A 24,402-nucleotide genomic window follows, 5' to 3' on the forward strand; every position below is an offset into this window, starting at 1 on the left:
CACATTCCATGTTTTTGCAACTTTTGGTTAATTATGCTTAGGAGCGGTTTATGTTTGATTTGATCATTCAGGTCTTGAGTGCTTTTTGGCATCAAGATTTCACGGCGTTAATGGCGCCAGGCAGTGCAGGTTTGGTTTATTTTGTTGTTGCTGTGATTATCTTTTTGGAAAGTGGTTTTATTCCTGCTGCACCTTTCCCATGCGACAGTGTCGTCGTATTATCCGGTACGCTGGCGGCGGTTGGCGTCCTTGACCCAATTATGATCATGTTGGTGATAGCTGTTAGTGCGGGGTTGGGAAGTTGGGCGGCTTATTTACAAGGCAAGTGGCTAAATCGCTTACCTAAGGTCCAAGGCTGGGTGAGTGCGGTTCCTCAAAAGCGTTTGGAACAAGTCGACGTATTACTCAGTAAACATGGATTGATTGCGCTTTTGTGCGCGCGGTTTATTCCGGTTGTTCGTTCCCTATTGCCATTAATGATGGGGTTGCGAGTGAAACGTATTAGTAAATTCCATTACTTTGCGTGGCTGAGTGCGATTTTATGGACGCTGATATTATGCGGTTTCGGTTCATTACTTCCTTTGCTACCGGAAAATATGAGCAAAGCAATCACAATGCTATTAATGGCGGCACCAATAATTACTCTTGTGATTGGAGTGCTTAGTTTCTTGTTTGTTAAAGCACGTCGAGCGTTCTGTAAACCCAAGGATGTGTCTGAGTTTTCTCAGTAAGTTTACTTGATTTGCACTTTTAAGCTTGTATGCAGATTAGACATCTAATCGACAGGCTTTTGTCAGTAAAAAGAAAGGCGCATACATTGCGCCTTTCTTTTTGAGTGTCGTTAGGGTTTCGAATTTAATAGCCAATGCTATATAGGTATTCGCCAACTTCTTTGCACTGAGACTTGTAGATGTTCTCTACTTCAGACTCATTCTTATCTGCTGCTTTAAATTCGAGTTCGGCAGACGATAGCTGGTCAAAGCTGTAGTCTCTCTCAGACATTAAGTAGTGTCTGAACATCGCTCTGTGTTCCGGAACTGCAATACGTGCGTTAGAAACGTTGGCACACTCTAACAGAGTGTCGTTACTCATTTCTTCTGGCTTAGTTTCTGTGTTTGCAAAGGTTGAGCCCGCTGAAAATAGTAATGCTAGTGCGATGGTTGTAGCGATTCTTGTCATTATATGGACCTCAAATTGGTTCTAGTAACAATGAGCATATTGGCTCTTATCGTTACATTTTCGTGTTCTCTGTATGTCATAAAAAGTTAAACAACAGAGAAGGCGTTGCGACCATGAGTAAAGACGTACATTAAGTTCGCTTCCTTTCTTCCTGAGAGGCGATAAAGAGAGCGTTGACTCATGAGTCCGCCATAACTGTCTAGAGGTAAGCGAGATGCTTGTTTTGCCAACTCCAGTAGTGGTGGAGAAGAGAAAGCAATAAGTAAAAAATAATCAGGAGTAAAATCTGATGATAAAACGCCATCAGTAGCTGATGTTCGGCGACAGGAGACAAGCCCGAACAACTCGCGCTTTATATGTAGGTAGTAACTTTCTGAACCCCAAGAGCTCAGAGAAGCTGAGGCATGAAAATCAGTGTGTGCTAGCTCAAAATCGTCTTGTTGAGAGAGTTTAAGTAGGCGCTCGGAAGTGTAATGTTTGGTGTGGTGCCACTCATGCGCATATGAAGCTGTGATGAGCCCTGAGAGCAGGGACAAAGAAAGCATCAATAATATATGGTGTAGATAACGCAAGAAGTAACCCTAAACATATAAAGCCACAGTTACCCACCATGATTAAGGAATCTTAGTGGAACTATGATAACGACGAAAGCCAGTGTCTGATGAACTCAGCGTATACTAACGAGATGGAAGGGGGATGAACAGAGTTTTCTGATCGCACTTAGGTATATCAGCGAATAACACAATAGTTTTCGCTTTCGAGTAAGCGAAAATGGAAAGAGAGTCGTTGCACAAGGACGATTAAGCTAACAGGATTATTACTGGGGAAGAAATAGAATCTTCTTTTGTCTTCCCCATATGTGTCGCATCGGTATTACGCGCTTGCGTAAATAACGCTGCCGCCTTTTATAGTGTCAATGATCTCGCGAGACAACTTCTTTGGTAAAGCAGGGCAACCCCAACTGCGTCCGAGGTATCCATTCTTCTTGATAAAGGAAGGGTTTGCGTAATCGGCACCGTGCACGACAATGTAACGCTCGCGAGCTTTGTCGTTTAATCCAGAGCTTAGCCCATCTAATCGAAGTGAATAGCCATTTGAGCCGTAGTAAGTGGTATCAGTCAAAAAAGTGCCCAATGATGTTTTTCGCGAGTTCACGACATTTGAAAACTGTGTCGCTGTTTTCTTTCCGCTGTTCACGCCGTGAGAAACATACGTATTGTAGATTAGCTTCTTTTTATCTAAATCCACCACATAAAAACGCTTTTCAGTTGATGGTTTACTATAGTCGATGATCGTTAGTACCGACTTCTTTCTATCGGGTGTCTTCTGATAAGCGATGTAAGCGTCACTGAACAACTTAAAGTCTACTATGCCATCTAGCTTGGCTTGTTTAAACACATGTTCAACTTGCTTTGGTCGTAAATGATCCCTGGGTTCGTTATCTGATTGTTTTGCAAAAGCAAAAGGTGAGACAGACAACAGCGCACATGTAAATAATAAAATTAACTTTTTCATCTTGGCTAAATAAAACTCTATGGTGTTACAAATTTACCGATTGCTTCATGCATTCGTTAAAACAACATGCACATCAATATAATTCTATTCCCAATGTTTCTTATTGCACGCTTAGGTGCTTGATATTGGGTTGACGATAAGTTTTCGAGTTAAAAACTAACTAATTGAAACTTATATAAAATATGAAGTTTAACGATGGTTTCTATAAACTTCGGCGTAAATAATATCTGATATATGTAATTAATAAAACTGTGTTTAAGGATATTTGTGAAGTTGCTAATTTATAAAAACGGCGTTTTATTTTTCGTACTTTAGAAACTCTTTTTATTTCAATGTGTTTTCTTTTTCTACGCTTTATCCAATACCTCAAAAGTTTGTGATTTAACTCGTAACAAATCGTAACGCCGAATCGTTATGTGTATAAGTGCATTTATAATGTATGAATAAACAACAGGGTGGTAAGAAAAGGCAGTAAAACAGCGGTGAATCGGTTGTTTTTAATTCACGATTGACAAAGCCAAGTCTAAGTCGTACAAAAATTGAACTTGTGAATGTATCGTTTAAGTGAGAGTGATGAGCTCGACAAAAGTGAAGTGATGCGTGCTATTGTTTATTCTCTAATTTATTCGATTACATAAGGAAGGGTACATAGTAAAAATTTAAAAAATAATTCTATCGTGTGGATTAAAATATATAAATAATAAAACTTAGAAATTAAAAGATAAGAACGCCAGATCTGAATTCATTAAATTTTTGAACATGAAAGTAAACTCTATTTATTATGTTTGGTTTGAAAGCGCTCAAATTGATTTAAGGACGGTTATGACAGCATTTAATAAAGTGTTTATTGTCACTCCCAATGTTAATGATTTTGCAATGTTGCGAGAGTCGCCATTGGAAATGTCTCTTCAAGTAACGGCAAGCAAACCTATCCAACTCTATGGAGAGTCTGTTAAAGCCAGTTGGAAAAGTATTGATATTGAATGGTTAGACGTTAAGGGTGAAAAGCCATTACCCAGGCCTGATATTGCAGCATGGGGATCTTTTACTCTTGCTGTATCCGCTTCTATTGCGGATAAGCTCGATGTGTTGAGCGAGAATGTCGAATTTTTACCATTAAATCTACAAGGAAAGCCTTGGCGAGCATTAAACATTGTCACTCAAATTGATGCCATTGATACCTCTGCTACCGAGTATAATCTTCGTCATGGTAAGCTAAGTCGTGCTAGACCGTTTAAGAAACTCGTTTTGAATAGGGAAGCCGTTAATGAATCTGACTTGTTCAGAGTAAAAGGTGCTGGGCTCAGAACGTTTTGCACGGACAAAAAAGGTGGCTTGTACGATAGCTTCAAAGCGCTGAATTTGACCGGTTTGGATTTCAAGGAAGTGCTGGTTTAAAAACGAATAAATAGTGATTTACTCGACTAAAGTCATAGATATAGGTATGGGGGAACAAAAGCTGAGCATCTATCAATGAAGCTCATATATAACTAAATACAGCCGCCACAGTTGTGACAGCTGTACGTCTCCCCTTAACTTATGTTCTTGAAACCCTAATTGAGCTGGCCATGGACGCATCAAATCGACTGTCGTCATTTGCCGATTGCCACCACAAGCTCAATTGTTCTTTAGTCATTGGTTTGCCAAATAAATAGCCTTGCATATAGTCGCAGCGGTATGCCGATAGCCATTCATGCATCATATTGTGTTCAATACCTTCTGCTGTAACCGTTTTATTCTGGGCATGGCATAGCTCAATAATAGGTTTGATCACATGGCCGTTGTTGGTCTTCATCAATGTAACGAGGAACTCTCGATCAAATTTGATTTTTTGAACCGGATACTGAACGAGCTGAGTTAACGATGTGTAACCAGAACCAAAGTCATCAATTGCAAGACGGTAGCCACGTTTTGATAGCTCATCAAGTAGAGCCGTGCCTTGTTGTTCTGCGGCAAAGGTTTCGGTTATTTCTATCTCAATACATTCTGGTTTAACACTGTGCAGTGTCGCTTGTTCATGGATGTAGTTTGCCATTTCTATCGAGTTTAGCTCTGCTGATGAAAGATTGACCGAAAGAACAATATTCTTACCGAAAATATTCCTTAATTGATGGTATTCCGCCGTTGCATTGGCGAAAACCCAGCGGTCAATTTTATCAAATAATCCGGCTTGCTCAGCAATTGGAATAAACTCCTTTGGAGGGATAGGGCCGATACCTTCGGCTTCCCAGCGCAACAAGACTTCTAACCCCTCAATTTCGTTGCTTCGATTGTTCATATAGGGTTGAAAAACAAGGTGAAATTCTTCCTCTACATTGCTTTTTCGGAGCGCACGTTCAAGTTGACTTCGTCTTTGAGACTCAATATTGAGAGCGGCTGAATAATAGGCGTATTGATTTTTCCCTGCCCGTTTTGCTTGATACATAGCCGCATCGGCACTGGAGAGTAACTTCGCGATGTCAGTACCGTCTTGAGGATATTGTGCAATACCTACGCTTGCCGTAACGGGAAATGAATTACTCCAAGATGAACTGAGATTACTAATCGGTTTTAGTAACTCTGATGCAAGCAAATCAGGCAAGCGTTTTACCTCTTGATTTGAGCTCAGCAAAATTGCAAATTCGTCACCAGATAACCTGGCGGCAAAGCAGGGGCTGTTGTAATCGTGCGAGAACTTTTGACAGGCATTCTTGATGTGTGATGAGAACACTTTTAATAAGTTATCTCCCAATTCATGCCCGTATTTATCATTCACGTATTTAAAGTTATCAAGATCGACGTAAACAACCCACAGAAACTGCGAAGGGGAGAGAAGTTCACGAGTGGCAAGCTCATGAAAACGATGGCGATTGGCGAGTTGCGTCAGGTGATCCGTTTCAGCTAGGCGTTTTGTCTTTTTATAGATGACATTAAGTTCCTCATACATATCAAAAAAGCGTGCAGAGAGGCGTCCTATTTCATCGTTTGTTTCTAGCTTTTCAATATTGTCACGTTGATTAGATTCAAGTTCGTTCAGCTGCTTATCAAGGCGAGAAACAGGGCGCAACACATAGCGGTACAACACCAAAATGATTAATGTGATGGTGAAAAACGCCGCTACGCCAAAGGAGAAAGCAAGTTCTAGCCACACTTTATCGACTTTATTCCACATTAAATATTCGGCAGGAGAAAGCACGGCATAAAAGTGCGGCAGCAGCTCAATGGTTTGAGCGAGAGGAATATCAAGATAAATGGGTTTGTCGGCGAAAGTAATCACGCTGTGTGTGTCAAACTCGATGTCATGCTTAATCTCGTTAAAGGCTTCAAGTGATACGGAAACTACCACAAAAAACACATTTTTCGAGTCAAAGCTCAAAGGGTGAGTCCCCGTTCTTTTGTCGACGACCTCATATTGAAGAAGAATGCTTTGTCCACTGGAGTTATAAATAAAGCCAGTGTGACTGAAAGCCTCTCTCTCATTGAAACTTCGTGATATGTACTCTAACACCTTTGGGTCGACCACGCCCGATGATTCGTAATATTTGTTTTCTGTGTAGTAGAGAAGGTTTTGTTTGCCGTCGAGGATCGCCATGCTCGCATCGCCTTTGTAACCATGGCTCAATACTTCAGCGGTCTCGTCTAATCGGTTAAACAAGACTCGTTCACGATAGGGGTTGTTATGATTTACCAAATAGTCTTGTAATACATCACTTTTACTGAGCGTATAGGCATAACTATTAAGAAAAATATTCGCTTGTCGAAACTGCCCGGCGAGCTTTTCCATTTGCAACTGAATATAGCTGTCTTCCCGCTTGATGAGCGTCACTTTTTGAATGCTATAAATAATATAGCTAGATACTAACGCGCTTAATAAGATCACTGGCGCGACAAGCAAAATGACTCTATTGCTTAACTTCATTATGGTTCTTAGTTTCCGTTTGTGTCCCTACAAACGTCGCGTACCAGGTAAGGTACTGAACGGATGATGTGTTTTGGCAAATTGTAACCAGATTGTAAGGTGAGCGTTCTCCAAAATCAGGCAGCTATCTAAGAATTGTGATGACGTGAAAGGTTTCGAGCTTATTAACTAGAGGTTTTCTCAGTAGTTGGACGTCTCTTTTCCTTCCTCCCTGTATAAAACCTAACCGTAATGACAGGGAAATACCGTCATCGAAACGTTTCGATGGTAAAGTGTGACTCAAGTGCACTTTTCCTATTCAATGACAATTGAATTACAGATCATTCTCACACCTTATCGATCTCACACTGGTCAAATTGCGATGACGAATTATTATTTCATCGAAACGTTTCGATGAGTTTTCTGTTAATAACGAAAACACTTTAAAACAGGCGCTCATGGTTGTATGAACGTGTAACCGAAAGGTCGATGAGATGAAAAAAAGTACCCTAATTAACTCAGATATTTCTTACTTGGTGGCGACGCTAGGCCACACCGACGAGATCACGATATGTGATGCTGGTCTACCAATCCCAGAGCATGTTCAGCGAATCGATTTGGCGCTAACGCATGGGGTACCAAGTTTTCTTGATACTGTTCGCGTAATTCTATCTGAGTCCCAAATCGAAGGGGTCATCATTGCGGAAGAGTTCTCTGATGCAAGCCCAGTTTTGCATGAAGCGTTGCTCAACGAACTGAGCAAAGAGAGTGAAGAAACGGGCAAATCTATTGAGGTGAGCTACGTGTCACATGAAGCGTTTAAAGCACGCACGGCCCAAAGTCGCGCTATCGTAAGAACGGGCGAATGCTCGCCATATGCGAACGTTATTTTCCAAGCGGGCGTGGTTTTTTAAGCCAGAGATATTGAGGACAGATTATGACTCAAGCCATTCTACAACTAAGCGAAATTGAGAAGGCGTTTCCGGGCGTAAAAGCACTCGACAAAGCAAGCCTGAATGTTTATCCAGGCCGTGTTATGGCGCTGATGGGTGAAAATGGAGCAGGCAAGTCAACGTTAATGAAGGTGTTGACAGGCATTTACCACATGGATGCGGGGAGCATTCAATATCAAGGTCAGCCGGCGGCCTTTAAAGGGCCACGCGATTCACAGGAAGCTGGTATTAGCATTATTCACCAAGAGCTGAACCTGATTCCTGAACTGACGATTGCCGAAAATATTTACTTGGGACGAGAGTTCACTGGATCCTTAGGGCGTATCCAGTGGGGCAAAATGTATGACGAGGCTGACAAGCTTTTAAAACGTCTCAATGTAAAGCATTCATCAAAAACATTGCTTGGCGATTTAAGCCTTGGTGAACAACAAATGGTGGAAATTGCAAAGGCACTTTCGTTTGAGTCGAAAGTCATCATTATGGATGAGCCAACGGACGCATTGACCGATACCGAAACGGAATCACTGTTTAAAGTGATTAATGAGCTTCGTGCTCAAGGATGCGGCATCGTATACATCTCGCATCGTCTTAAAGAAATCTTTGAAATCTGTGATGATATTACGGTGCTTCGTGATGGTAAGTTTATCGGTGAGTGCAAGGTGTCCGACACTGATGAAGATGGCCTAATTGAAATGATGGTTGGCCGAAAATTAGAAGAGCAATATCCACGTATTGATGTCCAACATGGCGAAACTTGTCTTGAAGTCATTGGTTTGACTGGGTCTGGCGTTCAGGATGTGAGCTTTACTCTCAAGCGTGGTGAGATTCTTGGAATTTCTGGCTTGATGGGCGCAGGCCGCACTGAACTCATGAAAGTCATTTACGGCGCATTACCTAGTGAGCATGGTGTTATCAATCTTGATAACAAAACTATTAACCCGGTTAGCCCGCAAGATGGCTTGGCAAATGGTATCGCTTACATCTCTGAAGATCGCAAAGGCGATGGTTTGGTTTTAGGTCTTTCGGTTAAGGAGAACATGTCACTTTGTTCGCTAAACCAGCTGACCAAAGGCTTCCAGATTCAACACAGCGACGAAGTGATTGCTGTGGAAGATTTTATTAAGTTATTCAACATTAAAACCCCAACGCGAGATCAAATCATCGGCAACTTATCTGGTGGTAACCAGCAAAAAGTTGCGATAGCGAAAGGGTTAATGACGAAACCTAAAGTTCTGATTCTGGATGAGCCGACACGTGGTGTTGATGTCGGAGCAAAAAAAGAGATTTATCAGCTCATCAACAAGTTTAAGGCCGAAGGCATGAGCATCATCTTGGTTTCTTCCGAGATGCCTGAAGTGCTCGGCATGAGCGACCGTATTTTAGTGATGCATGAAGGTCGTATCACCGGCGAATTTGATGCGAAAGACGCCGATCAAGAAAAATTACTCGCCTGTGCCGTAGGCAAAGAGATCAATGAGGAAGCAGCATGAGTACGAATACCATGAGCAAACCAACCGAAACTGGCAACAAGAAGTTGTTCACAAAAGAGTGGCTGATTGAGCAAAAATCACTGATAGCTTTGATCTTTCTGATCGTTGTTGTGTCATTTTTGAACCCGAACTTTTTTACGGTCGACAACATTCTCAACATTCTTCGTCAAACCTCCGTGAATGCCATTATCGCAGTGGGTATGACATTAGTTATTTTAACAGCAGGCATCGACTTAAGTGTTGGTTCGGTATTGGCATTGTGTGGTGCCTTTGCGGCAAGCATGATTGCGCTTGAGGTTCCGGTGCTGGTGGCGGTTCCAACTGCTTTAGTCGCAGGTGCAGCGTTAGGTGCGATCAGCGGTATCATTATTGCGAAGGGTAAGGTGCAGGCATTTATCGCTACGCTGGTTACCATGACGTTACTACGCGGTGTGACCATGGTGTACACCGAAGGTCGACCAATCTCGACAGGCTTTACTGACACCGCGGATGCGTTCGCATGGTTTGGTACTGGCTACGCGCTAGGCATTCCAGTTCCTGTTTGGTTAATGGTGGTTGTGTTCGCTGCGGCTTGGTATTTACTTAACCACACGCGCTTTGGTCGCTATGTTTACGCACTAGGCGGCAATGAGTCTGCGACTCGCCTATCAGGTATCAATGTAGACCGAGTGAAGATTGGTGTCTACGCCATCTGCGGTATGTTAGCAGCGCTTGCAGGCATTATTGTAACGTCTCGTCTTTCTTCGGCGCAGCCAACAGCAGGTATGGGCTACGAGCTAGACGCTATCGCAGCGGTTGTTCTTGGCGGTACCAGCTTGATGGGCGGTAAAGGCCGTATCATGGGTACCTTGATTGGTGCGCTGATCATCGGTTTCTTGAACAATGCACTTAACCTACTTGATGTTTCTTCCTACTACCAAATGATTGCAAAAGCAGTGGTTATCTTGCTGGCGGTATTGGTAGACAACAAAAACAAGTAATTCATAACAATCTGTATATATAAAACAGTGAATACAAACCGAGTCAGGGGACGTGTACTGGCTCACCCTACACAAAGGACTAGAACGATGAAAAAACTTGCAACTCTTATCTCTGCTGCACTTCTTTCTTCAACCGTATCGGTAGCGGCGCAAGCTCAAGATACCATGGCGATTGTGGTTTCGACGCTAAACAACCCGTTCTTCGTAACGATGAAAGACGGTGCGGAAGCAAAAGCGAAAGAATTGGGGTACGACTTAATTGTACTGGACTCGCAAAATGACCCGAGTAAAGAACTGTCGAACATCGAGGATTTAAGTATTCGCGGCGTAAAAGCAATTCTTATCAACCCAACGGATTCTGATGCAGTGTCTAATGCAATTCGTATGGCGAACCGTTCTAAGATCCCTGTGTTGACATTAGACCGTGGTGCAAGCCGTGGTGAAGTTGTGAGTCACATCGCGTCGGACAACGTAATTGGTGGTGAAATGGCAGGCCACTACATCATGGAAAAAGTCGGCGAAAAAGCAAAAGTCATTCAACTTGAAGGTATTGCGGGCACATCGGCAGCGCGTGAGCGCGGTGAAGGCTTTATGAATGCCGTGAAGGGCAGCGATATGGATCTTCTTGCTAGCCAACCAGCTGACTTTGACCGCACAAAAGGTCTAAACGTAATGGAAAACCTGCTAGCGGCTAACCCGGATGTACAAGCGGTATTTGCACAGAATGATGAAATGGCGCTAGGTGCACTTCGCGCAGTTCAAGCTTCTGGCAAAGATGTCGTTATCGTTGGTTTTGATGGTACGGAAGACGGCATTGCAGCAGTTAACCGTGGCAAACTAGCGGCAACTATTGCTCAGCAACCAGACCTTATCGGTGCTTTAGGTGTTGAAACGGCTGACAAAGTTTTGAAAGGTGAAGAAGTAGAAGAGTACATCCCAGTACCACTAAAAGTAGTCACTAAGTAAGTTTCAAGTTCCAATAAATCATCCTAATTTTTGCTCTCTCCTCCGTTTATATCTGTCGTTTAGGAGGTGAGGGCAAATTTACCCAAAATACTGCAAAGTGTGGGGTATAGATGCCTTTGGCTTTTTATCGAGACTCCTTCGTCAGGAAGAGAAGTTAAAGTCATCTAATGTATTTTCCTAAACAGTTTTTAAAAAGGGTTCATTCAGAACCGAGGATAACCGTATGAATAAGTTAGTGGTGTTAGGTAGTGTAAACGCTGACCATGTTCTTCAAGTGCCTTCTTTCCCTCGCCCAGGCGAGACGCTGCATGGTCGCAACTATCAAGTTATCCCAGGTGGCAAAGGTGCCAACCAAGCCGTCGCGGCGGCGCGATTAAATGCAGACATCGGTTTTATCGCTTGTGTGGGCGACGACTCATTCGGCATTAACATTCGCGAAAACTTCAAAATGGACGGCATCGATATCACTGGTGTGAAGATGCAGCCAAATTGCCCGACAGGTATCGCGATGATTCAAGTGTCGGACAGTGGGGAGAACAGCATTTGCATTTCAGCTGAAGCGAACGCCAAACTGACAGCAGAAGCGATTGAGCCAGATTTAGAGCGTATTCGCCAAGCAGATTACTTGCTAATGCAATTGGAAACGCCGATGTGCGGCATTGAGAAAGCTGCGCGAATCGCGAAAGATGCCAAAACCAATGTCATTCTGAACCCAGCGCCAGCTCGCGAACTGTCAGATGAATTACTGTCTTGCATTGACGTGATTACACCAAATGAAACGGAAGCTGAAGTTCTGACAGGTATTACTGTAACAGACAACGAAAGCGCGCAAGAAGCGGCGAATGTGCTACATGGTAAAGGTATAGAAATTGTCATGATCACACTCGGTGCAAAAGGCGTTTGGCTAAGCCAAAACGGTCGAGGCGAAATCATCTCGGGTTTCCGCGTTGAAGCGACGGATACTACCGCAGCGGGCGATACATTTAATGGGGCATTCGTCACTGGTCTCCTAGAAGATTTACCTTTAGAATCAGCGATTAAGTTTGCACATGCGGCGGCTGCAATTTCTGTGACCCGCTTTGGCGCGCAAACGTCGATTCCAACCCGCGAAGAGGTGGACGCGTTTCTCGCTGAACAATAAGGCGCACAACGCCTCATTAAAATAGGAGTAGTAACATGGCGACGATGAAAGACATCGCAAAACTGGCAGGGGTTTCCACTTCAACAGTGAGCCATGTTATTAACAAGACGCGTTTTGTGAGCGAAGAGATCTCTGAACGCGTTAACAATGCCGCAAAAGAGCTTAACTACTACGCGCCCTCTGCGTTGGCGCGTAGCCTCAAAGTTAATCGTACCAAAACCATTGGTATGCTCGTGACAACCTCAACCAACCCATTCTTTGGCGAAGTCGTAAAAGGCGTCGAACGCAGCTGCTACCAAAAAGGCTACAGCCTCATTTTATGTAACACCGAGGGTGATAACGAACGTATGCGTCAATCCATTAATACGCTATTGCAAAAGCGTGTCGATGGTTTGATCTTGATGTGCTCGTCGCTAGAAGGAGAGCGTATCGATGTATTTGAGCGTTACCCAGATATCCCAGTTGTGGTAATGGACTGGGGGCCAATGCTATTTACAAGCGATAAAATCCAAGACAACTCACTTCGTGGCGGTTACTTAGCGGCGAAATACTTAATTGATTGCGGCCATACCGAAATTGGGTGCATCACAGGCCCTTTGATTAAACACCAAGCGCAAATGCGATACGAAGGTTATAAGCGAGCAATGAACGAAGCTGGCTTGGAATTTAATGCCAATTGGATCATTGAGTCTGACTTCGAATGTGAGGGTGGGTATCAAGCGTTCAAAAAAATGGCTCAACGTGACGCATTACCTAGCTCGATTTTCGTCTCTAACGATATGATGGCGATGGGGGTGATTAACGCCGCAAATGAGCTCGATATTAAAGTGCCGGACGACCTGTCCATTATTGGTTACGATGACATCCATATCGCGAAATTTATGTCGCCATCGCTAACTACCATTCATCAGCCTAAGTACCGTTTGGGGCAGGCTGCCGTTGAGACTCTTGTCCGAAAGTTGGATGAAAAGTCAACAGAGGCACAGGTCGTACAATTAGAACCGACTCTAGTGGAACGGAAAAGCGTCAAGAGGTTAAAGTCAAACGTCACTGAATGACGTGTGATGTTGAGCTAAAAAATTAAAAAAGTCGTTTCTCTTTATACGATAAAGCCTTACTATCGTCGTTGATTATAAATAAAACTATTAATTGTTGTCTGGCGGATTAGTTAAATGTTATCAAAAGGTTACGCTAAGTTATCTGTAAAACACCCTTGGTTTCACCGAGTTAATGTTATTACAGTTGTATTGATTTTTTTTGTGAGCTGCTATCAGCTACTGGTTAATGAAGCATTTGAGTACGCAATTGGCTTTATTATTACACTTTTGGCGTCAGCTTTATTTGCATCAGCTTCTGCATTCAAAAAACGCTATCTAGGCTTGGATTCATAGGCACGTCTATTTCCAACATCGTTCAATAGCATCATTTATTGCTTTCAAGTAAACATTGAACTGAATTATGATCGAGTGCATCAAGAGGAGGACAAATGTCCTCCTTTTTGTTGGGGATCACGCTCTAATATAAGCGTATTCCAAACAAAATAATAAAGGACATGTTATGGACCTCTTTGCCTTACTCGATATTAATAATACTCTCGTTAACATTCCGATCGGCGACGGCTACGCAATGAGTTGGATCGAAGCTTTCGGTACAGTTTTTGGACTGCTTTGCATTTGGTTTGCCAGCCAAGAAAAAACCATCAACTACTTATTCGGTTTGCTGAATGTCACGCTTTTTGCCGTTATCTTTTTTCAAATTCAGTTATACGGATTATTGCTTCTTCAATTGTTTTTCTTCTGTGCGAACATTTACGGCTGGTATGCGTGGACTCGTCCAAACGCACAAGGTGAAACGCTGGAGGTTCGCTGGTTAAATAAACAGAAACTTATTACTACTGCCTCTATTAGCGTTGCATGTATCGCATTATTAACGATCTATATCGACCCATTTTTCTTTGCGCTAGCAAACATTGCTGTTGATAGCTTGAATCTCTTTGGTGCTGGCTTGGCTGAACCGGTGCTTGAACCTGACGCGTTTCCGTTCTGGGATGCAACCATGACAGTACTTTCTGTTGTTGCACAAATTCTGATGACACGTAAATACGTCGAAAACTGGATTCTATGGGTCGTGATTAACATCATCAGTGTGGGTATCTACGCGACGCAAGGTGTTTACGCAATGTCTGTTCAGTACGCGATTCTTATGTTCATCGCTGCCAATGGCACGCGTGAGTGGGCTCGTAGCGCTAAGCGCAATGGCGATAAAACCTTAGCGCACGCTGCTGCGTAAGGAACGAAAAATGGCCAAACAACCTCATATCGGAGTGGATGAAACACAAATCGCTCCCCTCGTTATTGTATGCGGCGAGCCAGATCGAGCGAATCGTATCGCGGCATTATTTGATGATGCAGAAATGGTGTCGGAAAACCGCGAGTACCGTGTGTTTACCGGCAACTACAAAGGCAAGCCTGTTTCAGTGTGTAGTACAGGTATAGGTGCGCCATCGATGATCATCGCAGTGGAAGAGCTAAAACAGTGCGGTGTGACTCATGTGGTACGCGTTGGATCTGCGGGGGCAATGCAATCAGGCATTCATCTTGGCGAGTTGATCATTGCCGAAGGCGCGGTAAGAGATGAGGGCGGCTCTAAAGCGTATGTCGATTCGTCTTATCCAGCCTACGCAAGCTTTTCACTGTTAAAGGAAGTTGAGCGTTACTTGTCGATGCAAAAAGTGCATTATCATTTTGGTGTGGTGCGTTCTCACGACAGTTTCTATACCGATGACGAGGATGCAATATGCCAACATTGGAACAAGAAAGGCATCTTAGGTGCAGATATGGAAACCTCTGCGCTGTTTACGGTCGGTCGACTACGAGGCCTTCATGTGGCTTCGATATTAAACAACGTGGTGCTGTATCAACAAGATGTGAAAGAAGGGGTTGGTCAGTACGTTGATGAGGCCAAAGTAATGATGCAAGGTGAGAAGAGTGCCGCGATTACGGCATTAGAAGCCTTGGTTGCTCAGCGTTAGCCAGTCTCTATCTCAGTAAGTCACATAAACAGAATAGATGTAAAGCGACAGGTCACTGTCGCTTTTTTATTTGGAGTTACGGGGTACAATCCACCTTAAATAGTTGTCCGTAACTTTTTCTGAGAGAGCAGAAAATGAAAATCAGCCCTTATCCGACTGGTCGCTTCAAAACATACCTTGAAGAAAAGAGTGCCACCTTTCGCGATTTGATTTATCAATGCCAAATAAATTCGCGTTACTTTGATGCTGGGGAAGCAATTCTCCGCCAAGGTGAGCAACTTCAGTACTTGTATGTTGTGCCAGTAGGTCGAGTCTCGATGAACATATTGGCCGCAAATGGACGACGTTTTCAATTAGGGGAAGCTAACTGCGACTATCATATTTATGGTGAAATGGAGTTCTTCACTCAGACCCCTTGTCAATGGAATGTGATAGCAGATGAACATATGCAGGTTGATGTTATCTGTATCCAAAAACTAACCGAAGCTCTGCAAAATCATCCTGAAATGATGGTGTTCTTCGCTTCAGCATTGGCTGAGGATTATCAAGACTCCATGGATATCTACACTAATCGTTTGTTGCATCCCATTACTTACAACATTGCCTATGATCTTCTCGTCCGTAATCAGACGGATAAGCTCCTTGGTGGCTTTGATAAAGTGAACCAAGAGGCTGAGCGGTTTGGCACCTCAGGCCGAGTCTATCGACGTGCAGTTAAGGACTTGATTGAAAAGGGATTGATTACCAAAACAGACAACGGTTTGGAGATTATTGATGAGCTGGCACTCAAAGCGTTTATTGAAGCGCATGAATGATACGCCCAGGTATTGAAACTAATGGGTTTTATAAGTCTTTGATATATCTAAGTCTTGAGTAAACGTAACTAATGTAAAGTACCTTAAATTTTGTTGAATGCATTAAAGAGTAGCGTTATATTGCGAACGCGTATGATAATAGATCTCATTAAGGCTTAACAAAATGAAAAAATTCGTTGGTGCGGCTATGCTGTCGTTATTTACTGTTTCTCCTTCTTTCGCTGCTAAAGTTGTGATTGACCACTACATGGGTCAAACAGAGCTAGAACAATCCCCAGAGCGTGTGGTTGTGATTGGCTTTGGCCCGCTAGATGCGCTGGACAACTTTGGTATCGATCCTGTTGCAGTATCTAACTCTTCTAATCTTCCTAGTTACCTTTCAAAATACAGCAAAGATAACTACACCTCTGCGGGTAGTTTGTTTGAACCTGATTTTGAAACCATCTACATGCAAAAACCGGATTTGATTTTGGTTGGTCCGCGGGCGTCTGCGAAATATGAAGAGCTGAGTGAAATTGCCCCTACAGTTGTTTTTGCGGCGAAAGAGAACCAAGGCTATTGGGAAGGCACGCAAGCGCAATGGCGCAATATTGGTAAGATCTTCAATATCGAAGAAAAAGTAGAGCAGAAAATTGAAGCGCTAGATGCTCAATTCAAAGCAATCCGTGACTACAACCAATCGAACAAAAATGATGCATTAACGATTTTAAGCATGGGTGACAATATCAGCGCGTTTGGTGCCCAGTCGCGATTTGGTGTCATTTATAACGACTTTGGCTTCTTGGAAACGGTTGAGCACGTGAAAACGGGCACTCACGGAGATGTCATTTCTTATGAGTTTATTCGTGAAGCTAACCCGAAAAATATTCTCGTGGTTGACCGAAATTCTCTGACAGGTACGCCGGATAACGATATTCGTAAATCTATGGATAACGACTTAGTCAAAGCGACTGCGGCATATAAAAATCATAAAATCACTTATTTAGATGTGGACGCGTGGTACTTGTCGATGTCTGGTGTGACAGCAACAGAAAAAATGGTCAGTGAGATAAAGCAAACCGTTGAACTGTAATCCAAGATAGCAGAGGTTAACTTTGAAGAAGTTATTGCTAACCCTTGTGGTTTTAAGCACGGTTTCGTTATTTGTTGGGGTGGCAAACATGACACCCCAACAACTCTTTTCAGGTGATGAGAAAGCATTAGAACTTTTCTTTACCAGCCGTATACCACGTTTATTTGCCATATTGCTTGCTGGTGCTGGCTTGAGTATTGCGGGTCTTGTCATGCAGCAAATCAGCCAGAACCGATTTGCGGCACCTTCTACAACTGGTACGATCGAATGTGCCATGCTGGGCTACGTACTGAGCGTGGTTTTCTTTGGTAATGATAATCACCTTTGGCTCGTGTTCGGCATCTCGGTATTTGGGACGCTGGCGTTTGTTTTCTTTATTCAGCGCATTCAATTTAAGAGCGTGGTTTTTGTGCCACTTGTCGGGATTATTTTCGGCAATGTCATCCAATCCATGACTACGTTTATCGCTTACAAATATGATGCACTTCAAAGTCTGAATGCTTGGACAGTCGCAAACTTCGCCAACATCTTGCGTGGTGATTTTGAACTGCTGTACATCGCGGTACCAATGGTTATCCTCAGCTATCTTTTTGCCGCAAGGATCTCTGCCGTAGGTATCGGAAAAGATTTCGCGATTAACTTGGGTTTGAATTATCAGCAGGTTGTGACGATTGGCGTGCTATTGGTGTCCATCATGTCAGCAAGTGTCGTGATGATTGTTGGCCAGTTGCCATTCTTAGGGCTGATTGTACCGAATCTCGTGAGTCACTTTTATGGCGATAACCTCAAAAAGAACATTCCGCTTACGGCCATGTATGGGGCCATTTTAGTGTTGTGTTGCGATTTGGTGAGTCGTTTAATTATTTTCCCTCATGAAATGCCAATCTCTATCGTGATTAGCATATTGGGTGGCGTGGTATTCATCGCAATGTTGTTGCGAGGTAAGCAACATGCGTGATTCAACGAAAATCCTGCTGCTAGGTGGCATTGCGATTCTTTTCGCGTGTCTGTTTATTGGTATTGGGCTAACGGCTGACAACTACCAATATTTTTTGTCTCGTAGAGTTCCTAAAGTATTGGCGATAGTGCTAGCGGGTGTGGCCATTGCTCAGTCTTCACTTGTATTTCAAACCATTACGCACAACCGAATTTTAACGCCAAGTATCATGGGTTTTGATGCGCTGTATGTGTTAACCCAAATTTTGATCGTGTTGATTTTTGGTGGGTTGAGTACCTTAGTTCTTAACTTGTACGTAAATTTCGCGATTGCAGTAATTGTAATGGTGTCGTTTTCGCTACTGCTGTTTGGGTTTTACTTTTCAAAAGGCAGCAAGAACTTGATTACGTTGCTATTGGTCGGCTTGATCTTTGGTCAGCTATTTTCCAATGCGGCGTCATTCTTTTCTTTGCTGATGGACCCAAACACATATGCAATTGTTCAGTCGAAACTGTACGCCAGTTTCAATAATGTCAAAGTGAACTTGGTTTACTTTAGTGCTCCGGCTTTGATGTTTGCATGTTGGTTGTTGTTTAGGATGCATCGCACTTTAGATGTGTTTTGGCTCGACCAAGACAATGCGAAAAGCTTGGGTGTTGATGTACCTAAAGTGACGAGAAATGTGTTTATTATCTCGGCGGTTTTGATTGCTATTTCTACGGCTTTGGTAGGGCCAATCATGTTCTTTGGTTTACTAGTGACCAACTTAAGCCGAGAAATGTTCCGAAGTTACCAACATAAAACGCTATTGGTCGGATGTTCGTTTCTATCCATAAGTTCACTACTTGCTGGGCAATGGATAATCGAAAACGTGTTCAGTTTTGAGACGACGTTGAGTGTCGTAATTAACTTTATCGGCGGTGCGTATTTCTTATACCTGCTGCTGAAAAACAAAGTTGTATAAATATGATAGTAATAGATAAATTAACGAAGGCTTTCGGTTCAAACAAAGTCGTAGACGAGGCCAATACTCAGTTTGAAAAGGGCAAGGTAACATCGATTATCGGTCCAAATGGCGCGGGAAAGAGCACGCTGTTATCTATGGCCTCGCGCTTAACGGAGCGAGATGGCGGTAGTGTTATCATTGATTGCAAGGAAATCGCGGAATGGGACACAAAAGAGCTAGCGAAAAAACTGGCAGTACTTCGCCAAGCTAACTCGATTACAATGCGGTTTACCGTAAAAGAGTTAGTCTCTTTTGGTCGTTTCCCATACTCTAAAGGAAATCTGACTAAAGAAGATCATGAGGTCATAGAACAAGCGATCGACTACTTAGATTTGCAAGATATTCAAGACAAATACTTGGATGAATTAAGTGGTGGTCAGCGACAGCTTGCATTTATTGCTATGGTGATTGCACAAGATACAGATTATGTCTTTCTTGATGAACCTCTTAATAACTTAGATATCAAACACTCTCTTCAGATCATGAAAGTTGTGCAGCAGTTAGCCCATGACATGAATAAAGCCATGGTGGTCGTGATTCATGATATTAATTTCGCGGCGTGTTACTCAGATGTCATATTGGCGCTTAAGAAAGGTAAAGTTGTGGCGAGTGGTGCGGTTGAAGATGTTATTCAAGCGTCTACGCTAGAGGACATCTATGAAACGCCATTTAACATCATAGAGTTAAACGGTAAGCGCATGTGTACTTATCATTAAGCGAGCTAGTTCGTTTTTAACGAGATCAATAGATAGGCGGGCTTACTTGGTGAGCTCGTCTATGATTGGGCATCGGCTCTCTGCATCTCCAGGACAAGAAGAAACCCAACCTTCAAGTTGCGTTTTGATCTCCATGAGGTGTGCAATTTTTTCTTCAACCTCTCTCAGCTTGTCCATGGTTCTTGCTTTTACTTCGCTACTTTTGCGATTGGGGTTATGAGCAAGTTGTACGAACTCTTTGCATTCTTGCAACGAAAAGCCTGCGCTTTTTGCGCGTGATACCAAGTTAAGCTCTTGAATATGATTATCTGAATATTCGCGATAGCCAGAGTCGCTACGCGCTGGTGGAGATATGATCCCTTTGTCTTCATATAATCGAATCGACTTAGATGAAAGCCCAGTGAGCTTCGCGACGGCACCAATATTCATGTTTAACCTCCATAACGTTTAAGGCGAGTATATACCGATGTTGTGGATAAGACACTCCTAAATAACAGTCAGTTACCTAGAGTCCCCTTACTCTTTAATCACTTCATGTGGTGGCACACCAAATGCCTTTTTAAAGGCATAAGTGAAGTTAGAAGGGTGGTGGTATCCGGCTTCATAGGCGGCTTCTGTTATCGTCACTAGGCCACGTTCCAAATGTTGCCTAGCAATCTCAAGACGTCGAAAACGAATGTAGCCGTTTATGGTCATATTAAGTGATTGTTTAAATCGACGCTGCAGGTTTGAAACACTCATTGAGAATTGGCTCGCCAACTTTTCCAAGCGTAGTTCTTGATCAAGGTGAGTTTCAATATAGCTGACAATATCCTCAATTCGACCATCAATGTGTCGTTCAATATTGCTGTTTTTAGCACTGAAATTCTTAGGAATTTGCTTGGTGGCTTGATGTAATATTTGATAGATCAAGCTTTCGACCTCTAGCTTTTCTTGGAACTCTTGCGGTGTTTCTCTATTTGTTAACGTTTCGGCCAGCTCGCATAGCGTCTGGTTAGGCTCCAACTGTTGAAACGCCTGATGAGAGTTAAAAAAGGCTCGATGACTACAATTTTGCTCAAGGCGGGCCTCTAGCCATTGGGGCTTAACCAATATGTTGATCTTATTAATGAGGTTATCTTTGAGCAGTGAACGACGAAAATTTGCAGGTTTGAGTAAGTTCACCACTACACCCTTAGGGCCGTCGCTCGCGTCTAAATCAAATTGCAAATCGTCGTAGCCAAACGAGAGTCTACCTTCTAAAAGAATAGTGACCAGCAGTGAGGCGTGTGCAGTAGAAACAATATTCGAATCAATAAGTTCTAGACAACGCCCGCCATGAACAAAAATTTGATCATTGTACTGATATGATAGGAACTTACCTTCGGCCAGTTGAGTTTGACAAGGTTGGCCTTGCGTGACAATCCATTGTTTCTCTGTCGCCTCTAGTCTTTGGGTTAAAGCTATCTTGGCAATTTTAGTTCGTTTTGTTGTGACTTCCTGCATTTGACACTTCCTCATAACACTTGTGCGATTTCGCATAACCGAATCGCCTTTGTATTTATAAAACTCATGCTTATTATACCTGAGAATTATTATCATTAATATTTAGGAGTTAAGTTATGGAAAGCCCTGCTTGTTCACCTATCAAGCTTTCAAGCCTTTGCCTTGCAGTGGGAATGGCGCTATCAACCCCTGTTTTAGCTCAAGATACTGAGTCACATTTTGAAGAGGTCGTTGTATGGGGAACGAAAGTTTCCAGCAACACTGAGTCGATGTTTGCGGACGACATGTCACTGAAGCAAGCGGATCATATGTCTGATTTACTGCGCGATATTCCCGGTGTGGATGTTGGTGGCACACACTCTGTGAATCAACGTATTACGATTCGTGGTTTGAGCGAAACCGATTTGGACATTCGTCTTGACGGTGCTTCTCAGCATGCGAGCATGTTCCATCATATTGGTAACTTGACGTTGAACCCTGACATTCTCAAATCTGCGGACATTCAGGTAGGTAATAACTCTGTGACTCAAAACGGGTTAGGCGGTTCGGTCTACTTTGAAACGAAAGACGCTCGTGACTTACTTCGTTACGATGAAAAGTTTGGTGCGCGTGTTTATGGCGGCTATGCATCCAACGACAACCAACAAGGTTCGTTGACACTGTACGGACTTTTGTCCGAAAACATTGATGCGATGGTCTATGGCCATTACGTTACGCGTGATGATTTTGAAGATGGTGATGGCAATAAAACCTATGGTGCTGCAGGTGATGTTTACAACATTCTGGCTAAGCTGGGGTATGAACTAAATGACATCCATCGTTTTGAGCTCTCTTATGACATGTACCGAGACAGTGGAGATTACAGTCCGCGTCCTGATATGTCGGGTAGTGCAAATAATAGCCTGTCGAGCAAGTTACTTATCCCTACGGATTATGACCGCGATACCGTTACCTTGAGTTACGAGTTGCGAGGCGAACAACACCAAGGAAACGTCACTCTTTATAATACCGAGACAGAAATTAAACGTGACGAAACGGTGATGGCCCCTCGTTGGCCCTCGAACCGTTTATCAAAGAACACCGCCAAAAACCAAAACTTTGGTTTGAATGGCAAATTCCAGTCAGATGTTATGTTAGGTGAGTTTGATAATCGAGTCACTTATGGCTTCGACTACATGGATAAAACGTCTTCGAGTTACTACGGTAGTCGTAAGTTTATGGACGAATCGGCGATTTCAACCGCACTGTTTGTAGAAGATCAGTTCTTCTTCTCTGATGCCTTCTTTATTACTGCAGGTATGCGCTTTGATGATTACAAACGCAAAGCTGAGACAGGAAACAGTAATTATGATGATGTGACTTGGGCTCTAGCAGCAGAATGGGCGGTGACGCAAGATTGGACGTTGTTTGCGAGTGCACGCTCTCTATTTAAAGGTCCAGAGCTAATGGAAACCTTTATTGCTTACCAAGACGTTGCATTTTTAGAGGATGGGTTAAAGCCAGAAACGGGATTGAACACGCAGGGTGGTGTTCGTTTTGATAAAACCTTTGATAAGCATTTCTTTGGGGCGAATATTACGGTATTCCAAACGGAAATTGATGATTACATTGCAGATCAGTACCAAAACGCGACTCAAACTTACCTGATTTACAACTTAGGTGATGTTGAGATTAAAGGCTTTGAAGCAAGTGCTTCTTATGGTTACGACAAGTTTAACAGCAAACTTTCTTACTCTAAGTCGGACACCAAAAACAAGAATACTGGTGGTCCTGTTGCTGGGGGCAATGGGCGTAGCATTGATATGGGTGATAGCATTGCTCTAACTTTGGATTACCAGTCAGACGCTTTAGAAACGATCTTCGGGTGGAACTCAATGTTTGTTCTAGAGGAAGACAACGTCTTTGATGGTCAGCCAAAGAAAGCAAGTTATGATGTGCATAATCTATACGCTCAATGGGTGCCGTCTGATATTGATGGGCTGTCGGTGACCTTTGGTATTGATAATGTATTTGACGAGTTGTACAGCTCTCATGCGTCTCGTTCGGGGACTGCACGTGGCTTCACGCTTGATGACTACGAGCCGGGTCGCAACTTCAAGCTCTCTGCAGCTTATCAATTCTAACAAGGTTCTTCATAGGACGTTTCAAAGTAACGAGTAAGTTCATGATTAAAGAAAGCACCCGAATAGATAGCGAACACGCTGACAAATACTTAGTGACGCTTTGTCGGCATTTTGGACGAAAAGTTCCTGCTACTTGGAATGAAAATAGCGGTTTGGTGACATTTCCGACGGGAAAAGCTGAGTTTAACCTTTGTGCATCTAGCTTAACTATAACCTGTGAGGCGGATTCAGAAGAGAAACTGAATACGGTGAAGGCGATCATTTCATCGCATGTGGACATGTTTTCTCGTCGAGAAACACTAGCACTTAGCTGGGTTCGTTAGCGCTCGTTTAAGGATGCTGTGATAGAAAGGGAATGTTAAAAGCAAAAGCCCGCAATCTTATGATTTGCGGGCTTTTATTGTTTGAATGCTATTGCGCTTTCTCAGGCTCTAGGCTTTTTTTTTCCTGCTGCATTTTTGCTAGGAAGTAGATGTTAACGCAAGCAATAAAACCGTTAGTTAGTACTACAGGCCAAGAATCAATCATTAGTCCGTAAGCAGTAAATAGCGCACAACCAATAAAGTTAAGGATACGAAGCTTAACAATATCTTTCATAGTTAGCGAAATAGCGACCATGATTGAAGCTGCATAACCTAAAATCTCAACCATATTCATGTCCATTTTTTGACCCTCTTAAAATCTGCCGAATTTTGTCGGTACCAATTCTTCTCATCTTGAGATTAATGAGGAAGCTCCATGCCTCGAATGGTCTTTTTTTGTTGTATGGACGCACTATATCAATGGAAAAACCGTGATAAAAGCCTCAAATCAAGGTTAAGAGAAGGTTAGCGATTACGCAAACGTTTAGGACTGGAATTACTGATAATTTTACTTATTGTGTTGATTGATAATAACGATGACATTAATAGCTCAAACACCATTGAAAGTAAGGGAATATTTACATATGATTGAAAATGATAATTATTTTCAAGTGCTGTGTTTATGTATTTTATTATTAGCTTGCTCGTGTTTTTTTTGCTGTATATCAGAACAAAACCGAACTCGTGGTGTGCGGGGATTCATATCGTAAGCCACTTTTTTATCGTTGCATTTTGTCCTGCAATTTATGTTGTT

Annotated in this window: 24 protein-coding genes; 17 read left to right on the top strand and 7 right to left on the bottom strand. The window is 42.8% G+C overall.

Annotated elements, in window-relative coordinates; translation table 11 throughout:
* Positions 1-50: 50 nt before the first annotated feature.
* Entirely contained in the window at positions 51-731 is a 681-nt protein-coding gene (locus MTF70_RS09070) for a DedA family protein (protein WP_042522560.1), read from the top strand.
* Positions 732-855: 124 nt separating this feature from the next.
* Here the strand turns inward: MTF70_RS09070 and MTF70_RS09075 are convergent, their stop codons facing one another.
* The 3 genes from MTF70_RS09075 to MTF70_RS09085 all read right to left on the bottom strand — a co-directional run bounded on the left by MTF70_RS09075 (position 856) and on the right by MTF70_RS09085 (position 2,694).
* Positions 856-1,179 carry a hypothetical protein gene (locus tag MTF70_RS09075; RefSeq protein ID WP_042522561.1) on the bottom strand — a complete coding sequence of 108 codons (324 nt, stop codon included), beginning with the start codon at positions 1,177-1,179 and terminating at the stop codon, positions 856-858.
* Between the two features lie 86 nt (positions 1,180-1,265).
* Positions 1,266-1,724: a hypothetical protein gene (locus MTF70_RS09080; protein WP_017633653.1), complete on the bottom strand. Its 459-nt coding sequence runs from the start codon at positions 1,722-1,724 to the stop codon at positions 1,266-1,268.
* Positions 1,725-2,052: 328 nt separating this feature from the next.
* Positions 2,053-2,694: a murein L,D-transpeptidase catalytic domain family protein gene (locus MTF70_RS09085; RefSeq protein WP_025767877.1), complete on the bottom strand. Its 642-nt coding sequence runs from the start codon at positions 2,692-2,694 to the stop codon at positions 2,053-2,055.
* An 822-nt stretch (positions 2,695-3,516) separates the two neighbouring features.
* Here MTF70_RS09085 and MTF70_RS09090 point away from each other — a divergent pair.
* Positions 3,517-4,092, top strand: coding sequence for a DUF1629 domain-containing protein (locus MTF70_RS09090; protein WP_205461117.1), 576 nt, complete (start codon positions 3,517-3,519; stop codon positions 4,090-4,092).
* A gap of 139 nt (positions 4,093-4,231) precedes the next feature.
* Here MTF70_RS09090 and MTF70_RS09095 read toward each other — a convergent pair whose 3' ends face one another.
* A complete protein-coding gene (locus MTF70_RS09095; protein WP_025767875.1) occupies positions 4,232-6,592 on the bottom strand; it encodes an EAL domain-containing protein in 2,361 nt (786 codons plus the stop codon).
* Between the two features lie 473 nt (positions 6,593-7,065).
* On the opposite strand from MTF70_RS09095, the gene rbsD reads away from it, so the two are divergent.
* The 13 genes from rbsD to vctC all read left to right on the top strand — a co-directional run bounded on the left by rbsD (position 7,066) and on the right by vctC (position 19,678).
* Positions 7,066-7,485 (top strand): D-ribose pyranase, encoded by a 420-nt coding sequence (gene rbsD / locus MTF70_RS09100; protein ID WP_005382620.1) that lies wholly within the window; start codon positions 7,066-7,068, stop codon positions 7,483-7,485.
* A gap of 23 nt (positions 7,486-7,508) precedes the next feature.
* Complete coding sequence (gene rbsA, locus MTF70_RS09105; RefSeq protein WP_025767874.1) at positions 7,509-9,014, top strand: ribose ABC transporter ATP-binding protein RbsA; 1,506 nt, start codon at positions 7,509-7,511, stop codon at positions 9,012-9,014.
* Positions 9,011-9,994, top strand: a complete 984-nt coding sequence (gene rbsC, locus MTF70_RS09110; RefSeq protein WP_005382618.1) for a ribose ABC transporter permease — start codon at positions 9,011-9,013, stop codon at positions 9,992-9,994. The genes rbsA and rbsC overlap by 4 nt, the downstream gene beginning before the upstream one ends.
* An 87-nt stretch (positions 9,995-10,081) precedes the next feature.
* The gene (gene rbsB / locus MTF70_RS09115) at positions 10,082-10,960 is read left to right on the top strand and encodes a ribose ABC transporter substrate-binding protein RbsB (protein ID WP_005373143.1); all 879 of its coding nucleotides are present in this window, start codon (positions 10,082-10,084) and stop codon (positions 10,958-10,960) included.
* Positions 10,961-11,183: 223 nt separating this feature from the next.
* Complete coding sequence (rbsK, locus tag MTF70_RS09120; protein ID WP_005382617.1) at positions 11,184-12,101, top strand: ribokinase; 918 nt, start codon at positions 11,184-11,186, stop codon at positions 12,099-12,101.
* A gap of 35 nt (positions 12,102-12,136) precedes the next feature.
* Positions 12,137-13,159 carry a substrate-binding domain-containing protein gene (locus tag MTF70_RS09125; RefSeq protein WP_205461059.1) on the top strand — a complete coding sequence of 341 codons (1,023 nt, stop codon included), beginning with the start codon at positions 12,137-12,139 and terminating at the stop codon, positions 13,157-13,159.
* 499 nt (positions 13,160-13,658) lie between these two features.
* Complete coding sequence (gene pnuC, locus MTF70_RS09130) at positions 13,659-14,390, top strand: nicotinamide riboside transporter PnuC (RefSeq protein ID WP_025767870.1); 732 nt, start codon at positions 13,659-13,661, stop codon at positions 14,388-14,390.
* Between the two features lie 10 nt (positions 14,391-14,400).
* Positions 14,401-15,132: a nucleoside phosphorylase gene (locus MTF70_RS09135; protein ID WP_017635382.1), complete on the top strand. Its 732-nt coding sequence runs from the start codon at positions 14,401-14,403 to the stop codon at positions 15,130-15,132.
* A gap of 134 nt (positions 15,133-15,266) precedes the next feature.
* Positions 15,267-15,947 (top strand): Crp/Fnr family transcriptional regulator, encoded by a 681-nt coding sequence (locus MTF70_RS09140; protein ID WP_042522565.1) that lies wholly within the window; start codon positions 15,267-15,269, stop codon positions 15,945-15,947.
* 163 nt (positions 15,948-16,110) lie between these two features.
* Positions 16,111-17,019: a siderophore ABC transporter substrate-binding protein gene (locus tag MTF70_RS09145; RefSeq protein ID WP_005376635.1), complete on the top strand. Its 909-nt coding sequence runs from the start codon at positions 16,111-16,113 to the stop codon at positions 17,017-17,019.
* 22 nt (positions 17,020-17,041) lie between these two features.
* Positions 17,042-17,977 carry an iron chelate uptake ABC transporter permease subunit VctD gene (gene vctD / locus MTF70_RS09150; protein ID WP_017820306.1) on the top strand — a complete coding sequence of 312 codons (936 nt, stop codon included), beginning with the start codon at positions 17,042-17,044 and terminating at the stop codon, positions 17,975-17,977.
* Positions 17,970-18,920 (top strand): iron chelate uptake ABC transporter permease subunit VctG, encoded by a 951-nt coding sequence (vctG, locus tag MTF70_RS09155; RefSeq protein WP_005376631.1) that lies wholly within the window; start codon positions 17,970-17,972, stop codon positions 18,918-18,920. Before vctD ends, vctG begins: the two co-directional genes overlap by 8 nt.
* Positions 18,921-18,922: 2 nt before the next feature.
* On the top strand, positions 18,923-19,678 hold the full coding sequence (vctC, locus tag MTF70_RS09160) for an iron chelate ABC transporter ATP-binding protein VctC (RefSeq protein ID WP_025767868.1): 756 nt from the start codon (positions 18,923-18,925) through the stop codon (positions 19,676-19,678).
* Between the two features lie 42 nt (positions 19,679-19,720).
* Here vctC and cueR read toward each other — a convergent pair whose 3' ends face one another.
* Together cueR and MTF70_RS09170 are read right to left on the bottom strand one after the other, a co-directional pair.
* Positions 19,721-20,107: a Cu(I)-responsive transcriptional regulator gene (gene cueR / locus MTF70_RS09165; RefSeq protein WP_005376627.1), complete on the bottom strand. Its 387-nt coding sequence runs from the start codon at positions 20,105-20,107 to the stop codon at positions 19,721-19,723.
* A gap of 87 nt (positions 20,108-20,194) precedes the next feature.
* Positions 20,195-21,163, bottom strand: a complete 969-nt coding sequence (locus tag MTF70_RS09170) for an AraC family transcriptional regulator (protein ID WP_025767867.1) — start codon at positions 21,161-21,163, stop codon at positions 20,195-20,197.
* A 116-nt stretch (positions 21,164-21,279) separates the two neighbouring features.
* On the opposite strand from MTF70_RS09170, the gene MTF70_RS09175 reads away from it, so the two are divergent.
* Both MTF70_RS09175 and MTF70_RS09180 read left to right on the top strand, forming a co-directional pair.
* On the top strand, positions 21,280-23,286 hold the full coding sequence (locus tag MTF70_RS09175; RefSeq protein WP_025767866.1) for a TonB-dependent siderophore receptor: 2,007 nt from the start codon (positions 21,280-21,282) through the stop codon (positions 23,284-23,286).
* Between the two features lie 41 nt (positions 23,287-23,327).
* Entirely contained in the window at positions 23,328-23,609 is a 282-nt protein-coding gene (locus MTF70_RS09180; RefSeq protein ID WP_005376622.1) for a DUF2218 domain-containing protein, read from the top strand.
* An 88-nt stretch (positions 23,610-23,697) separates the two neighbouring features.
* Here the strand turns inward: MTF70_RS09180 and MTF70_RS09185 are convergent, their stop codons facing one another.
* The gene (locus MTF70_RS09185; RefSeq protein WP_005376619.1) at positions 23,698-23,949 is read right to left on the bottom strand and encodes a YgjV family protein; all 252 of its coding nucleotides are present in this window, start codon (positions 23,947-23,949) and stop codon (positions 23,698-23,700) included.
* Positions 23,950-24,402: the final 453 nt, after the last annotated feature.

It is taken from the genome of Vibrio sp. 2CM40D, assembly GCF_023161825.1.
Taxonomy (GTDB): Bacteria; Pseudomonadota; Gammaproteobacteria; order Enterobacterales; family Vibrionaceae; genus Vibrio; species Vibrio alginolyticus.